Raw genomic sequence first — 15,600 nt, forward strand, 5'->3', positions numbered from 1 at the left:
GTGTCCCCCTCGGGCTGCTAGTCGCGGGCCGCGGTCAGGAGTTCCGCGTGTTCCTGGAGCGAACGGACGCCCACATCACCGTGGTTGAGGGCATCGATGCCCTGGACGGCGGCGGCGAGCGCCTGAACCGTCGTCAGGCACGGCACTGAACGCGCCACGGCTGCCGTACGGATGTCGTAGCCGTCGAGGCGGCCGCCGGTGCCGTACGGGGTGTTGACGATGAGGTCGACCTCGCCGTCGTGGATGAGCTGGACGATGGTCCGCTCGCCGTTCGGGCCGGTGCCCTCGGACTGCTTGCGCACGATGGTGGCGTGGATGCCATTGCGCTTGAGGACCTCGGCCGTGCCGGACGTGGCGAGCAACTCGAAGCCGTGGGCGACCAGTTCACGCGCCGGGAAGATCATCGACCGCTTGTCGCGGTTGGCGACCGAGATGAAGGCGCGGCCCTTGGTGGGCAGCGGGCCGTAGGCGCCGGCCTGCGACTTGGCGTACGCCGTGCCGAAGACGGAGTCGATGCCCATGACCTCACCGGTGGACCGCATCTCCGGGCCGAGGACGGTGTCGACGCCGCGTCCGTGGATGTCGCGGAAGCGCGACCACGGCATCACGGCCTCCTTGACGGAGATCGGCGCATCGAGCGGGAGCTCGCCGCCGTCGCTGTTCGCCGGGAGGAGTCCCTCTGCCCGCAGCTGGGCGATGGTCGCGCCCAGTGAGATCCGGGCGGCAGCCTTCGCCAGCGGCACGGCGGTCGCCTTCGAGGTGAAGGGGACCGTACGGGACGCGCGGGGGTTGGCCTCCAGCACGTAGAGGATGTCGCCCGCCAGCGCGAACTGGATGTTGATCAGGCCGCGCACGCCGACACCGCGCGCGATGGCCTCCGTGGAGGCCCGCAGGCGCTTGATGTCGAAGCCGCCCAGCGTGATCGGCGGCAGCGCGCACGCCGAGTCGCCGGAGTGGATGCCGGCCTCCTCGATGTGCTCCATGACGCCGCCGAGGTAGAGCTCCTCGCCGTCGTAGAGGGCGTCGACGTCGATCTCGATCGCGTCGTCGAGGAACCGGTCGACCAGGACCGGCCGGGAGGGGCTGATCTCGGTCGACTCGGCGATGTACGACTCCAGCCGCGCCTCGTCGTACACGATCTCCATGCCGCGCCCGCCGAGGACGTACGACGGCCGAACCAGGACCGGGTAGCCGATCTCGTCGGCGATGGCCTTGGCCTCGGCGAAGGTGGTGGCCGTGCCGTGCTTCGGGGCCGGGAGGCCGGCCTCCTTGAGCACCTGGCCGAAGGCGCCGCGGTCCTCGGCGGCATGGATGGCCTCGGGGGGCGTACCGACGATCGGCACGCCGTTGTCCTTCAGCGCCTGTGCCAGACCCAGCGGCGTCTGACCTCCGAGCTGGACCACGACTCCGGCGATCGGGCCGGCCTGCGCCTCGGCGTGGACGATCTCCAGGACGTCTTCCAGCGTCAGCGGCTCGAAGTACAGGCGGTCGGAGGTGTCGTAGTCCGTCGAGACCGTCTCCGGGTTGCAGTTGACCATCACGGTCTCGTACCCGGCGTCGGACAGCGCGAAGGAGGCGTGGACGCAGGAGTAGTCGAACTCGATGCCCTGGCCGATCCGGTTGGGACCCGAGCCCAGGATGATGACGGCCGGCTTCTCGCGAGAAGCCACCTCGGTCTCCTCGTCGTACGAGGAGTAGAAGTACGGCGTCTTGGCGGCGAACTCGGCGGCGCAGGTGTCGACCGTCTTGTACACCGGCCGGATACCGAGCGCGTGCCGCACCTCGCGCACGACGTCCTCGCGCAGGCCGCGGATCTCGCCGATCTGCTGGTCGGAGAAGCCGTGCCGCTTGGCCTCGGCCAGCAGGTCGGGGGTCAGCTCGGGGGCCTCGGCGATCTCGTCGGCGATCTCCTTGATGAGGAAGAGCTGGTCGACGAACCACGGGTCGATCTTCGTGGCCTCGAAGACCTCCTCGGGCGTGGCGCCCGCGCGGATGGCCTGCATGACCGCGTTGATCCGGCCGTCGGTGGGCCGTACGGCCGCACGCAGGAGCTCGTCCTTGTCCCCGGGCTCGCCCACGAACGTGAACTGGCTGCCCTTCTTCTCCAGCGAGCGCAGCGCCTTCTGGAACGCCTCGGTGAAGTTGCGGCCGATGGCCATGGCCTCGCCGACCGACTTCATGGTGGTGGTCAGCGTGGAGTCGGCCTGCGGGAACTTCTCGAAGGCGAAGCGGGGCGCCTTGACGACCACGTAGTCGAGGGTCGGCTCGAAGGAGGCCGGGGTCTCCTGCGTGATGTCGTTCGGAATCTCGTCGAGGGTGTACCCCACGGCCAGCTTCGCGGCGATCTTGGCGATCGGAAAACCGGTCGCCTTGGAGGCGAGCGCCGACGACCGCGACACGCGCGGGTTCATCTCGATGACGATGACACGGCCGTCGTCCGGGTTCACCGCGAACTGGATGTTGCAGCCGCCGGTGTCGACACCGACCTCGCGGATGACGGCGATGCCGATGTCCCGCAGGATCTGGTACTCGCGGTCGGTCAGCGTCATCGCCGGCGCGACGGTGATCGAGTCGCCGGTGTGCACGCCCATCGGGTCGAAGTTCTCGATGGAGCAGACGACCACGACGTTGTCGTGCTTGTCGCGCATCAGCTCCAGCTCGTACTCCTTCCAGCCGAGGATGGACTCCTCCAGGAGCACCTCGGTGGTGGGCGAGAGCGTGAGGCCCTGACCGGCGATGCGGCGCAGTTCCTCCTCGTCGTGCGCGAAGCCGGAGCCGGCGCCGCCCATGGTGAAGGACGGGCGGACGACGACCGGGTAGCCGCCGAGCTGCTCGACACCCCCCAGAACGTCGTCCATCGAGTGGCAGATCACGGACCGGGCGCTCTCACCATGGCCGATCTTGCGGTGCACGGCGTCGACGACCAGCTTGAACTGATCGCGGTCCTCACCCTTGTGGATCGCCTCGACGTTGGCGCCGATCAGCTCGACGCCGTACTTCTCCAGGGTTCCGTTCTCGTGCAGCGAGATGGCGGTGTTCAGCGCCGTCTGACCGCCCAGCGTCGGCAGCAGGGCGTCCGGCCGCTCCTTGGCGATGATCTTCTCGACGAACTCCGGGGTGATCGGCTCGACGTACGTCGCGTCGGCGATCTCCGGGTCGGTCATGATCGTCGCCGGGTTGGAGTTGACGAGGATGACCCTGAGGCCCTCGGACTTCAGGACGCGGCACGCCTGGGTGCCGGAGTAGTCGAACTCGGCGGCCTGGCCGATGACGATCGGGCCGGAGCCGATGACCAGGACGGACTGGATATCGGTGCGCTTAGGCACGCTGGCCCTCCATCAGGGAAACGAAGCGGTCGAACAGATAGGCGGCGTCGTGCGGGCCGGCTGCCGCTTCGGGGTGGTACTGGACGCTGAAGGCCGGGCGGTCGAGGAGCTGGAGACCTTCCACCACGTTGTCGTTGAGGCAGACGTGGGAGACCTCGGCGCGGCCGTAGGGGGTGTCGGACACCTTGTCGAGCGGGGCGTCGACGGCGAAGCCGTGGTTGTGCGCGGTGACCTCGACCTTGCCGGTCGTCCGGTCCTGCACCGGCTGGTTGATGCCGCGGTGGCCGTACTTCAGCTTGTAGGTGCCGAAGCCGAGCGCGCGACCCAGAATCTGGTTGCCGAAGCAGATGCCGAACAGCGGGGTTCCGCGCTCCAGGACCGCCTGCATCACGGAGACCGGGTGGTCGGCGGTGGCCGGGTCGCCCGGCCCGTTGGAGAAGAACACACCGTCCGGGTTCACGGCGTACACGTCGTCGGCGGTCGCCGTGGCGGGCAGCACGTGCACCTCGATGCCGCGCTCGGCCATGCGGTGCGGGGTCATGCCCTTGATGCCGAGGTCGACGGCGGCGACGGTGAATCGCTTCTCCCCGACGGCCGGGACGACGTACGGCTCGGTGGTGGCGACCTCGGCGGAGAGGTTCGCGCCCTTCATCTCGGGGGCCTGGCGCACCTCGGCGAGCATGGTGCCCTCGTCGGGCAGCGCGTTGCCGGAGAAGATGCCGACGCGCATGGCGCCGCGCTCACGCAGGTGCCGGGTCAACGCGCGCGTGTCGATGCCGGAGATGCCGACGACACCCTGGGCCCGCAGCTCCTCGTCCAGCGACCGCCGGGAGCGCCAGTTGGACGGTACGCGCGCGGGGTCCCGTACGACATAACCGGAGACCCAGATCCGCTTCGACTCCGGGTCCTCGTCGTTGACACCGGTGTTGCCGACGTGCGGGGCGGTCATCACGACGACCTGACGGTGGTACGACGGATCGGTCAGCGTCTCCTGGTAGCCGGTCATGCCGGTGGAGAACACGGCCTCGCCGAAGGTCACCCCCACGGCCCCGTAGGCACGGCCGCGGAAGATCCGGCCGTCCTCCAGGACGAGTACGGCAGGAACCTTCGCGGTTCCCCTGGTGGAGGTCGTCATCGTTCGGCGCCTTCCGTGGTGGTTGCTTTGATCATGGAGTTAATGACGTCGACCCATTCGTTGTGCTCGGCCGCGTGGTCGGAGCGGAAGCCGGAGTCGATCAGCCGGTCGCCGTGCGCCCAGGTCACCACCAGCAGACCGCCCTCGGTGAGGACCTTGCCGGCGATGCCCTTGTCGAGCCGCGCTTCGCGCAGGGCCGCCACGGGGACGAAGAAGTCGGTGGCCCCGGGGCGTACGACGTCCAGTCCCGCGTCGGTCAGCGTGAGCTCGACCCGGCTGCGGGTGCCCAGGCCGTGCGCCACGATGCGGTCCAGCCACTGACCGGCGGTGGTGGAGCCGTGGTAGCGGCCGCTGAGGCTCAGTTTCGCCTGGCCGGGGTCGTCCGGCGCGGTGGGGAGCTCCGGCAGGTCGCCCTGGAGGGTGCCGCGCCACTTCCAGCCCTCGCGCATCAGCCAGTAGACCAGCGCGACGAACAGGGCGAGGCCCACCACCCAGCCGAGGCGGGCGGCCCAGTCGGTCACTTCCGCCGATTCCTTCTCGGCGGCCAGCAGGATTACAGGTGTCACGTGAGCTTCCCGTCGACGAGCGTGGCCTTGCCCCGGAGCCACGTGTGCGTGACACGGCCCGGCAGCTCACGCCCCTCGTAGGGGGTGTTGCGGCTGCGCGAGGCGAAGCCCGCGGGGTCCACCAACCCACGGTATGCCGTGTCGACGAGGGTGAGGTTGGCGGGCTCACCTGCCGAGACGGGACGTCCGTGGCCCGTGGCCTGCCCGATCCGCGCCGGCGTGAAGGACATGCGGTCCGCGACGCCGGCCCAGTTGAGCAGCCCGGTGTCGACCATCGTCTCCTGGACCACTGACAATGCGGTCTCCAGGCCGACCATCCCCATGGCGGCGGCGGCCCACTCGCAGTCCTTGTCCTCGTGCGGGTGCGGGGCGTGGTCGGTGGCGACGATGTCGATCGTGCCGTCGGCGAGCGCCTCGCGCAGCGCCAGCACGTCGCGCTCGGTGCGCAGCGGCGGGTTCACCTTGTAGACCGGGTTGTACGTCCGGACCAGCTCGTCGGTGAGGAGCAGGTGGTGCGGGGTGACCTCGGCGGTCACGTCGATGCCGCGGGACTTGGCCCAGCGGACGATCTCGACCGAGCCTGCCGTCGACAGGTGGCAGATGTGGACGCGCGAGCCGACGTGGTCCGCGAGCAGCACGTCGCGGGCGATGATCGACTCCTCGGCGACGGCCGGCCATCCGCCCAGCCCCAGCTCCGCGGAGACCACGCCCTCGTTCATCTCGGCGCCCTCGGTCAGCCGCGGCTCCTGCGCGTGCTGGGCGACGACGCCGCCGAAGGCCTTCACGTACTCCAGCGCCCGGCGCATGATCACGGCGTCGTGCACACACTTGCCGTCGTCGGAGAAGACGGTGACACCGGCCGCGGACTCGTGCATGGCGCCCAGCTCGGCGAGCTTGCTGCCCTCCAGGCCGACGGTGACGGCCCCGATCGGCTGGACGTCGCAGTAGCCGTGCTGCTGTCCGAGCCGCCAGACCTGCTCGACGACACCGGCCGTGTCGGCCACCGGGAAGGTGTTGGCCATGGCGAACACAGCGGTGTAACCGCCACTCGCAGCCGCCCGCGTACCCGTCAGCACGGTCTCGGAGTCCTCGCGGCCGGGCTCGCGCAGATGGGTGTGCAGGTCGACGAGGCCGGGGAGCAGCACCTTGCCGTCGGCCTCGACGACCTCTGCGCCGTCGGCGCTCAGACCGGTACCCACCTCGGCGATGGTGTCGCCGTCGATCAGGACGTCCTGCGGCTCGCCACCGAGCACCTTCGCACCGCGGATCAGGATCTTGCTCATCTTTCTCACTTCTCCTCGGTACGGGTGTTGGTGACGGCGGGCTCGTTGCCGCCGAGCAGCAGGTACAGAACGGCCATCCGGATGGAGACTCCGTTGGCGACCTGCTCGATGGCGGTGCAGCGCCCGGAGTCGGCGACCTCGGCGGTGATCTCCATGCCGCGGACCATCGGTCCGGGGTGCATCACGATGGCGTGCTCGGGCATCCGCGCCATGCGGTCGCCGTCGAGGCCGTAGCGCCGCGAGTACTCCCGCTCGGTCGGGAAGTACGCGGCGTGCATGCGCTCGCGCTGCACGCGCAGCATCATCACCGCGTCGGACTTGGGCAGCGCGGCGTCGAGGTCGTAGGAGACCTCGCAGGGCCAGGAAGCGACGCCGACCGGCAACAGGGTCGGCGGGGCGACGAGGGTGACCTCGGCGCCGAGGGTGTGCAGCAGGTCGACGTTGGAGCGGGCGACCCGGCTGTGCAGGACGTCGCCGACGATGGTGACGCGGCGGCCGGCGAGGTCCTGACCGAGCCCGGCGTCCCGGCCGACGAGCCGGCGGCGCATGGTGAAGGCGTCGAGCAGGGCCTGGGTGGGGTGCTGGTGGGTGCCGTCGCCGGCGTTGATGACAGCGGCGTCGATCCAGCCGGAATTGGCCAGCCGGTACGGGGCTCCGGAGGCGCCGTGCCGAATGACGACGGCGTCGACGCCCATGGCTTCCAGGGTCTGGGCGGTGTCCTTGAGGGACTCGCCCTTGGACACGCTCGACCCCTTGGCGGAGAAGTTGATGACGTCCGCGGACAGCCGCTTCTCGGCGGCCTCGAAGGAGATCCGGGTCCGGGTGGAGTCCTCGAAGAAGAGGTTCACCACGGTGCGGCCGCGCAGGGTCGGCAGCTTCTTGATCGGCCGGTCGGCGACCCGGGACATCTCCTCGGCGGTGTCGAGGATCAGGACGGCGTCGTCGCGGGTGAGGTCGGCGGCCGAGATGAGATGGCGCTGCATCTTTCAGGCTCCGTAAGGCAGTTCATTCGGGAGATTTCGGGCGGGCAGGAGTACGCGGCGGCGTAGGACGGTGGGCGTACGCCCCCGCTTGCTAGTGCTGCGCGCCCTGGGCGGTCTGCTTCACACCGAGCAGCACGGTGTCGCGACCGTCCTCCTCGGCGAGCTGGACCTTGACCGTCTCCCGCAGCGACGTGGGGAGGTTCTTGCCGACGTAGTCGGCGCGGATGGGCAGTTCACGGTGGCCACGGTCGACCAGGACCGCGAGCTGCACGGCACGCGGGCGCCCGATGTCGTTCAGGGCGTCGAGGGCGGCGCGGATGGTGCGACCGGAGAAGAGGACGTCGTCGACCAGGACGACGAGCTTGCCGTCGATGCCGTCACCGGGAATGTCGGTGCGGGCCAGCGCACGCGGCGGGTGCATGCGCAGGTCGTCGCGGTACATCGTGATGTCCAGCGAACCGCACGGGACTTTGCGCTCGGCGATCTGTTCGAGCTTGGCGGCGAGCCGCTGGGCGAGGAAGACGCCTCGGGTCGGAATGCCGAGGAGCACCACGTCGTCGGCGCCCTTGGCGCGCTCGACGATCTCGTGGGCGATGCGGGTCAGTACCCGCGCGATGTCGGGCCCCTCGAGCACGGGCCGCGCATCGGATGCTTGCGTGTCCATACGAAACGGACCTCCTTCTCCGCCTCACGGGACGGACCTTAAAGGACGTCGGGATTGCGCCATCCACGGTAGCAGGCCGGGACGACCGGCCTGGTCACCCCCCTGACCGCCGAGGTTCACCCGCTCGGCGCAGTCGACCGCCGATACCACGGAAGAGTCGCTGCGGACCATTCGGCTTGACGCAGAAGAGTAACGCTGCGTAACCTCACAGTGAGTTACCAGCCGCGCGGCATGGAAAACAGCCGGCCGCGTCGACACAGTGTCCGGGGAGCTATATGTCCAGCGAATACGCCAAACAGCTCGGGGCCAAGCTCCGGGCCATCCGCACCCAGCAGGGCCTTTCCCTCCACGGTGTCGAGGAGAAGTCCCAGGGCCGCTGGAAGGCGGTCGTGGTCGGTTCGTACGAGCGCGGCGACCGCGCCGTCACCGTGCAGCGCCTTGCCGAGCTGGCGGACTTCTACGGCGTACCCGTGCAGGAACTCCTTCCGGGCACCACCCCCGGCGGCGCCGCCGAGCCGCCGCCGAAGCTGGTCCTGGACCTGGAGCGGCTGGCCACGGTGCCGGCCGAGAAGGCGGGCCCCCTGCAGCGGTACGCGGCAACGATCCAGTCGCAGCGCGGCGACTACAACGGCAAGGTGCTCTCCATCCGCCAGGACGACCTGCGCACACTCGCCGTCATCTACGACCAGTCGCCCTCGGTCCTCACCGAGCAGCTGATCAGCTGGGGCGTACTGGATGCGGACGCGCGTCGTGCGGTGTCCCACGAGGAGGGCTGAGCGCTCCGCGGGTTCAGCAGAAACGTGCCGCCGGGGTGGCCGGAACTTCATGGTTCCGGCCACCCCGGCGGCGTTCTGAGCGCTTCGGGGGCCTTCTGAGCACCCGAGGGACACGAAAAACGCCTCAGGGCCGCAGCGCGCGAGCTGCGGCCCTGAGGCGTTCAGGTGACTCAGTCCCCGGCGTCCTCGGCGGTGCGACGCAGCGAGGGCTTGAGGTCCTTCAGCCGGCCGAGCAGTCCGTTGACGAACGAGGGCGACTCGTCCGTCGAGAACTCCTTCGCCAGCTGCACCATCTCGTCCAGCACGACGGCGTCCGGGGTCTCGTCGACCCAGATCAGCTCGTACGCGCCCAGGCGCAGGATGTTGCGGTCGACGACCGGCATCCGGTCGAGCGTCCAGCCGACCGAGTACTGCGCGATGAGCTCGTCGATCCGCTTCGCGCGCTGCGCGTAGCCCTCGACCAGTTGCATCGTGTACTCGCTCACCGGCGGCTGCCGGGTGTCGGTCCGGGAGAGCCGGATCCAGTCCGCGAGGACCGTCAGGACGTCGGCGCCGCGCTGGTCACCCTCGAAGAGGATCTGAAAGGCACGCTTGCGGGCCGTGTTGCGGGCAGCCACGGTTAGCTGGTCACCCGGCCGAGGTAGTCGCTGCTGCGGGTGTCGACCTTGATCTTCTCACCGGTGGTGATGAAGAGCGGGACCTGGATCTGGTGGCCGGTCTCCAGGATGGCGGGCTTGGTGCCGCCGGTGGAGCGGTCGCCCTGGACGCCCGGCTCGGTCTCCTGGACGGTCAGCTCGACGGCGGCCGGGAGCTCGACGAAGAGCACCTCGCCCTCGTGCTGCGCGACGGTGGCCATGAAGCCCTCGATCAGGAAGTTCGCGGCGTCGCCGACGGCCTTCCGGTCGACCATGAGCTGGTCGTAGGTCTCCATGTCCATGAAGACGAAGTACTCGCCGTCCATGTACGAGAACTGCATGTCGCGCTTGTCGACGGTGGCCGTCTCGACCTTGACGCCGGCGTTGAAGGTCTTGTCGACGACCTTGCCGGAGAGCACGTTCTTGAGCTTGGTGCGCACGAAGGCCGGGCCCTTGCCGGGCTTGACGTGCTGGAACTCGACGACGGACCAGAGCTGGCCGCCTTCGAGCTTGAGCACCATGCCGTTCTTGAGGTCGTTCGTGGAAGCCACGGTTGCGGAATCTCCTGGACTGACGTGGACGACCCCGGGGCAGGCGCCGCGGTGGTGTGCCGCTAGAGCGCGAGCAGCTCCTTGGTCGTGATGGTGAGTAGCTCGGGTCCGCCGTCCGCCTCGGGGCGTACGACGAGCGTGTCATCGATCCGGACGCCGCCCCGGCCCGGGAGGTGGACCCCCGGTTCGACGGTGACCGGCACGCAAGCGTCCAGTTTACCCATGGCCGAGGGGGCCAGCTGAGGGTCCTCGTCGATTTCGAGTCCGACGCCATGGCCGGTGAGGGGCGGGAGGCCTTCTGCGTACCCCGCGGAATCCAGCACCTGGCGTGCGGCACGGTCGACATCGCGGTAGGCGGAGCCGGGCGCCAGCATCTCCCGGCCGGCGCGCTGGGCTGCGAAGACCAGGTCGTACAGCTCGATCTGCCAATCGGCGGGCGAGGTGCCGATGACGAAGGTACGGCCGATCTCGCAGCGGTAGCCGCGGTACGTCGCGCCCAGGCATACGGAGAGGAAATCGCCCTCCTCGACGCGGCGGTCGGTGGGGCGGTGACCGCGACGGCCGGAGTTGGGGCCGGTGGCGACGGAGGTCGGGAAGGCGGGGCCGTCGGCGCCGTGGTCGACGAGACGGCGCTCCAGTTCCAGGGCGAGGTGGCGTTCGGTGCGGCCCACGAGGATGGATTCCAGAAGCTCGCCGAGGGCCTGGTCGGCGATTTCGGCACCGATGCGCAGGCAGGAGATCTCCTCCTCGTCCTTGACGACCCTGAGCTGCTCGACCGCGCCGCCGAGATCGGCGAGGCGCAGTCGGGGGGCGACCGAGCGGATGGCACGGTGCCGGGCGACGGTGAGGTGGTGTTCCTCGACGGCGAGGGAGTCGGCGCCCTGGGATGCGGCGAGGCCGGCGGCCGCGACGGCGGGATCGCCGGCGGGGCCGGGGCCTGGCAGGGTGTGAACGGGCAGGGCCTCGTCGGGGCGGCCTTCCGTCGGTTTCTCGTCCGGGGGGCCGGTGCAGACCAGCAGGTCCTCGCGCTTGCCGATCAGCAGGGCAGCACGCTGGGGTGCCGCTCCGGCGAGGTAGCGGACGTTGGCGGGACGGGAGATCAGCGCCGCTGCGCTGCCGGCCGCGTTGCAGCGCTCCCGTAGCCGGGTTCGGCGGGCCGCGTACACCTCTGACATGAGCCGAGCGTACGAGGGGTGAGCGGTGATCGCCGGTCGGGAGGGCCGAGTGGGGGTGTCTCCGACGGTTGAGCGGCGGGCGCCTTGTGCCGGTGGGTGGGTCGGGGTCGTGGTGGTGCGGCGAGCCCGCGGGGTTGCGCGGCTGCCTCCGCCGGCGGGGCCAGACGCCTGGGGATGCGTCGTGGGCCGGGGTCGTGGTGGTGCGGCGAGCCCCCGCGGGTTGCGCGGCTGCCTCCGCCGGCGGGGCCAGACGCCTGGGGATGCGTCGTGGGCCGGGGTCGTGGTGGTGCGGCGAGCCCCCCCGCGGGTTGCGCCCCTCTGCCTGCTGCCACAGTGGGCCGGTACTGGGACCAGCTAAGCGGCGGGCTGCGCCGCACCCCACGACCCGCTCATGTGCGTCGGCGGCTGCGGGTGGGGATGGGGGTGGGGATGGGGTGGGGGTGGGGGTGGCGGGGCCCGTCAGCCTCGGGCGCCGCGGGCCGTGCGGGGTTTCTGGTTTTGCTACCACTGCGGTGGGCTTGCGATCGAGCGGGCCAGGACCTCGTCCAGGACGCGGGCCGTGCCGGGTACGTCGAGTTGGGAGTTGTCGATGATCGGGAGGCCCGAGCCGTACCAGCCCGCCATGCGGCCGTGGATGCGGGCGACCTCCTCGTCGGTGAGGCGGCGGTTGCCGGTGCGTTCGGCGTTGCGTTCCAGGACTATGTCGAGGCCGGGAAGGAGGACCACAGGGAGCAGGCCGGGGCCCACGTGCCGTTTCCAGCCGCCGAGGCCCACCACTGGGCGGTCCGGGAAGACGGCGTCGTCGAGGATGCAGGAGATGCCGTTGGCCAGGAAGTTGCGCGCGGCGAATCCGCAGGTGCGGCGGGCGAGGCGGTACTGCGCCTCGGAGTGGTCGTTCCATCCGGACTGCGGGTCCGCGAAGCCCGAGCGGACCCATTCGCGTACGTCGTCCAGGCTGATGTGGGCCGTGGGGACCCGGCGGTGGTCCGCCCAGAACTTGGCCACGCTGGTCTTGCCGGCGCCGGCGGGGCCGATGAGCAGCACCGCGAGTGTTGTGGTGCCGGGGTCGGGAGCGGTCGCGGCGGGCGGCGTGCTGGGCATGGCGACGGGGCCGCCGGGCGGTAGCGGCACATGGCCGGTGGTGTCGGGCGCCGTCGGAGCGGCTTGCGCAGCCATGGGGTGCGAGGCGGGCGGGACCGGGGCCGAGGGGCGCCGGTGAAGCCGGGGCCGGGCGGTGGGGCACGGGGACGGGTCCCTGCGGCCCGGGTGCGGAACCCTGGTGGTGCGGACCTGGGTGTTGTGCGGCCGGCGACCAGCCGGTGGCCGGTCCGTGCCCCGGCTGGTGGGGCGGCGGCAGCGGAGACCCCACTGCGTGCTGCATCCGGTGCCACTCCGTCTCGTACAGGCAATTGACGCTGACAGCGAGGCGGACCCCGCTCCCTACCGAACGGTACCGTCCCCGGCCGCCGATTGGTGAACGGCCGGGGACGGCCCGAAGTGCCCGGTGTGGAGAGGCCGAACGGGCGGAAGGGGCCTCTGGGACTTACTGGCCCACTTCGCCGTAGGCGGCGAGGAGCACGGCCGGGTCGGGTCCTTCCAGAACGGTGGGCTTGGCCAGGCCGTCCAGGACGATGAAGCGCAGCAGGTCCCCGCGGGACTTCTTGTCGACCTTCATGTTCTGCAGCAGCTTGGGCCACTGGTCGTAGCGGTAGTGCAGCGGCAGGCCGACCGATTCGAGGATCGTGCGGTGCCGGTCGGCGGTGGCGTCGTCCAACCGGCCCGCGAGACGGCCGAGTTCGGCGGCGAAGTGCATGCCGACGGCGACCGCGGCGCCGTGCCGCCACTTGTAGCGCTCGTTCTTCTCGATGGCGTGGCCGAGGGTGTGACCGTAGTTGAGGATCTCCCGCAGGCCCGATTCCTTCAGGTCGGAGGAGACGACCTCGGCCTTGACCCGGATGGACCGCTCGATGAGCTCGGCGGTGTGCGGGCCGGCCGGGGTGCGGGCGGCCTGCGGGTCGGCCTCGATGAGCTCGAGGATCGTCGGGTCGGCGATGAAGCCGGCCTTGATGATCTCGGCGAGCCCGGAGACGTAGTCGTTGACCGGGAGGGAGTCCAGCGCCGCCAGGTCGCACAGCACGCCGACGGGCGGATGGAAGGCGCCGACCAGGTTCTTGCCCTCGGCGGTGTTGATGCCGGTCTTGCCGCCCACCGCCGCGTCGACCATGGCCAGGACGGTGGTGGGGATCGCGATCCAGCGGACGCCGCGCAGCCAGGTCGCGGCGACGAAACCGGCGAGGTCGGTGGTCGCACCGCCGCCGACGCCCACGACGACGTCCGTGCGGGTGAAGCCGGACTGGCCGAGCGCCTTCCAGCAGTAGGCGGCAACCTCGGCGGTCTTGGCCTCCTCGGCGTTGGGCACCTGGATGGCGACCGCCTCGTAGCCCTGCTCGGCCAGATCGGCGCGCAGTGCCTCGCCGGTCTCGGCGAGCGCCTCGGGGTGGATGACGGCGACCCGCTTGGCCTTGTCGCCGACCAACCCGCCGAGCTCACCGAGCAGCTGACGGCCAACCAGGACCTCGTACGGCTCGCTGCCCGCGGTGCCGCCGACCTGGATCCTTGTCACCTGGCTTGCCATCATGTCCTCCGGCCGGGGGTCCGGGGGTTGTCCCCCGGAAAATGCAGTCAACTCCAGTGCGTCCAGAGCAGCTTGGGTGACCTCTTCGGGCGTACGGCCATCAGTGGCGACCACGGCCGTGGCGACCTCCTCGTACAGGTGCCGGCGGGCCTCCATCAGCTCGCGCCACTGCTTGCGCGGGTTGACGGCGAGAAGGGGGCGGGCCGCGTTCAGGCCGGTCCGCTTGACCGCTTCCTCGACGTCCATGGAGAGGTAGACGACCCGCTGCCCGGCGAGCACCGCGCGCGTGTCCGCGTCGAGGATCGCGCCGCCGCCCAGCGCCAGGACGCCGTCGTGCTCGGTCAGCGCCCGGTGCACCGCCTGCTTCTCGAGCGCCCGGAACGCGGGCTCGCCCTCGTCGACGAAGATCTCGGCGATGGACCGGCCCTGCTCGGCGACGATGTCGTCGTCGGTGTCCCGGTAGCCGACGCCCAGCCGCTCGGCCAGCAACTGCCCGACCGTGGACTTGCCCACCCCCATCGGACCGACCAGCACCACCTGCGGAGCGCTCATCGGATCGCCAGGTTGTCGAGGTACGACTGCACGTTGCGGCGGGTCTCGGCCACGCTGTCGCCGCCGAACTTCTCCGCCACGGCGTCCGCGAGGACCAGCGCGACCATCGCCTCCGCGACGATCCCGGCTGCCGGAACCGCCGATACGTCAGAGCGCTGGTGGTGGGCTTTCGCCGCCTCACCCGTGGTCACGTCCACGGTCTGCAGGGCGCGCGGCACGGTCGCGATCGGCTTCATCGCGGCCCGCACGCGCAGCAGCTCACCGGTGGACAGACCGCCCTCGGTGCCGCCGGAGCGACCGGAGACGCGCCTGATGCCCTCGGGCGTGTTGACGATCTCGTCGTGCGCCTTCGACCCGGGCACCCGGGCAAGCTCGAAGCCGTCGCCGACCTCGACGCCCTTGATCGCCTGAATGCCCATCAGGGCGGCGGCCAGCCGGGAGTCCAGCCGACGGTCCCAGTGCACGTGCGAACCGAGGCCCACGGGCACGCCGTACGCCAGCACCTCCACGACACCGCCGAGCGTGTCGCCGTCCTTGTGGGCCTGGTCGATCTCCGCGACCATCGCCTTCGACGCGTCCGCGTCCAGGCAGCGCACGGGGTCCGCGTCGAGCTTCTCGACGTCCGCCGGGGTCGGGTACACGCCGTACGGGGCCTTGGCCGCCGCCAGCTCCACGACATGGCTGACGATCTCGATGCCGGCGGTCTCCTTCAGGTACGACCGCGCCACCGCGCCGAGCGCCACCCGGGCCGCCGTCTCCCGCGCAGAGGCCCGCTCCAGCACCGGACGTGCCTCGTCGAAGCCGTACTTCTGCATGCCCGCGAGGTCGGCGTGACCGGGCCGGGGCCGGGTCAGCGGCGCGTTACGGGCGAGGTCGGCCAGCACCTCGGGGTCGACCGGATCGGCCGCCATGACCTGTTCCCACTTCGGCCACTCGGTGTTGCCGACCATGATCGCGACCGGCGAGCCCAGGGTGAGACCGTGCCGGACACCGCCGAGGAAGGTGACCTCGTCCCGCTCGAACTTCATCCGCGCACCGCGCCCATAGCCGAGCCGCCGGCGCGCCAGGTGGTCCGCCACCATCTCCGTGGTGATCGGCACGCCGGCGGGAAGGCCCTCCAGCGTCGCGACGAGTGCGGGACCGTGGGACTCCCCCGCGGTCAGCCAGCGCAACCTGCTCAACGGTGCTCCTCAGTGCTCGCGCCCCGGTACTGCCCTGCGTACGCGCGTCCTCGCGTACGGCGATGGCGCGACCGGGGTGCGCGGCCCTGGCCCGCCACCTCCGATCCTCCCACGTCCGAGGCCCTGCCCCGCCGCCGG

The 15,600-nt window shown here is 70.7% G+C and carries 12 protein-coding genes and 1 pseudogene; 1 reads left to right on the plus strand and 12 read right to left on the minus strand.

Annotation, left to right across the window (positions count from 1 at the left end; all coding sequences use genetic code 11):
- Nucleotides 1–17: 17 nt before the first annotated feature.
- The 6 genes from carB to pyrR form a co-directional block, all read right to left on the minus strand.
- Entirely contained in the window at nt 18–3,326 is a 3,309-nt protein-coding gene (gene carB, locus StrepF001_RS03680) for a carbamoyl-phosphate synthase large subunit (protein WP_129796812.1), read from the minus strand.
- Nucleotides 3,319–4,461 (minus strand): glutamine-hydrolyzing carbamoyl-phosphate synthase small subunit, encoded by a 1,143-nt coding sequence (gene carA, locus StrepF001_RS03685; protein WP_129796813.1) that lies wholly within the window; start codon nt 4,459–4,461, stop codon nt 3,319–3,321. The genes carB and carA overlap by 8 nt, the downstream gene beginning before the upstream one ends.
- Nucleotides 4,458–5,027, minus strand: a complete 570-nt coding sequence (locus StrepF001_RS03690) for a hypothetical protein (RefSeq protein WP_129796814.1) — start codon at nt 5,025–5,027, stop codon at nt 4,458–4,460. Before StrepF001_RS03690 ends, carA begins: the two co-directional genes overlap by 4 nt.
- Nucleotides 5,024–6,310 (minus strand): dihydroorotase, encoded by a 1,287-nt coding sequence (locus StrepF001_RS03695; RefSeq protein WP_129796815.1) that lies wholly within the window; start codon nt 6,308–6,310, stop codon nt 5,024–5,026. The genes StrepF001_RS03690 and StrepF001_RS03695 overlap by 4 nt, the downstream gene beginning before the upstream one ends.
- 5 nt (nt 6,311–6,315) lie before the next feature.
- Entirely contained in the window at nt 6,316–7,293 is a 978-nt protein-coding gene (locus StrepF001_RS03700) for an aspartate carbamoyltransferase catalytic subunit (RefSeq protein ID WP_129796816.1), read from the minus strand.
- 91 nt (nt 7,294–7,384) lie between these two features.
- Nucleotides 7,385–7,957: a bifunctional pyr operon transcriptional regulator/uracil phosphoribosyltransferase PyrR gene (pyrR, locus tag StrepF001_RS03705; RefSeq protein WP_129796817.1), complete on the minus strand. Its 573-nt coding sequence runs from the start codon at nt 7,955–7,957 to the stop codon at nt 7,385–7,387.
- A gap of 275 nt (nt 7,958–8,232) precedes the next feature.
- On the opposite strand from pyrR, the gene bldD reads away from it, so the two are divergent.
- Nucleotides 8,233–8,733 (plus strand): transcriptional regulator BldD, encoded by a 501-nt coding sequence (gene bldD / locus StrepF001_RS03710; protein ID WP_129796818.1) that lies wholly within the window; start codon nt 8,233–8,235, stop codon nt 8,731–8,733.
- A 170-nt stretch (nt 8,734–8,903) separates the two neighbouring features.
- Here bldD and nusB read toward each other — a convergent pair whose 3' ends face one another.
- The 6 genes and pseudogenes from nusB to aroC form a co-directional block, all read right to left on the minus strand.
- Nucleotides 8,904–9,350: a transcription antitermination factor NusB gene (nusB, locus tag StrepF001_RS03715; RefSeq protein ID WP_129796819.1), complete on the minus strand. Its 447-nt coding sequence runs from the start codon at nt 9,348–9,350 to the stop codon at nt 8,904–8,906.
- 2 nt (nt 9,351–9,352) lie between these two features.
- On the minus strand, nt 9,353–9,919 hold the full coding sequence (gene efp, locus StrepF001_RS03720; RefSeq protein WP_129796820.1) for an elongation factor P: 567 nt from the start codon (nt 9,917–9,919) through the stop codon (nt 9,353–9,355).
- Nucleotides 9,920–9,981: 62 nt separating this feature from the next.
- The gene (locus StrepF001_RS03725) at nt 9,982–11,094 is read right to left on the minus strand and encodes an aminopeptidase P family protein (RefSeq protein ID WP_129796821.1); all 1,113 of its coding nucleotides are present in this window, start codon (nt 11,092–11,094) and stop codon (nt 9,982–9,984) included.
- Nucleotides 11,095–11,595: 501 nt separating this feature from the next.
- Nucleotides 11,596–12,475: pseudogene (locus tag StrepF001_RS03730) on the minus strand (Pro-rich N-terminal domain-containing protein).
- A gap of 162 nt (nt 12,476–12,637) precedes the next feature.
- Complete coding sequence (gene aroB / locus StrepF001_RS03735) at nt 12,638–14,281, minus strand: 3-dehydroquinate synthase (protein WP_129796822.1); 1,644 nt, start codon at nt 14,279–14,281, stop codon at nt 12,638–12,640.
- Nucleotides 14,278–15,462, minus strand: coding sequence for a chorismate synthase (gene aroC, locus StrepF001_RS03740; protein WP_129796823.1), 1,185 nt, complete (start codon nt 15,460–15,462; stop codon nt 14,278–14,280). Before aroC ends, aroB begins: the two co-directional genes overlap by 4 nt.
- Nucleotides 15,463–15,600: the final 138 nt, after the last annotated feature.

Origin of the sequence: Streptomyces sp. F001 (genome assembly GCF_004187715.1) — a bacterium.
Classification (GTDB): domain Bacteria; phylum Actinomycetota; class Actinomycetes; order Streptomycetales; family Streptomycetaceae; genus Streptomyces; species Streptomyces flavusporus.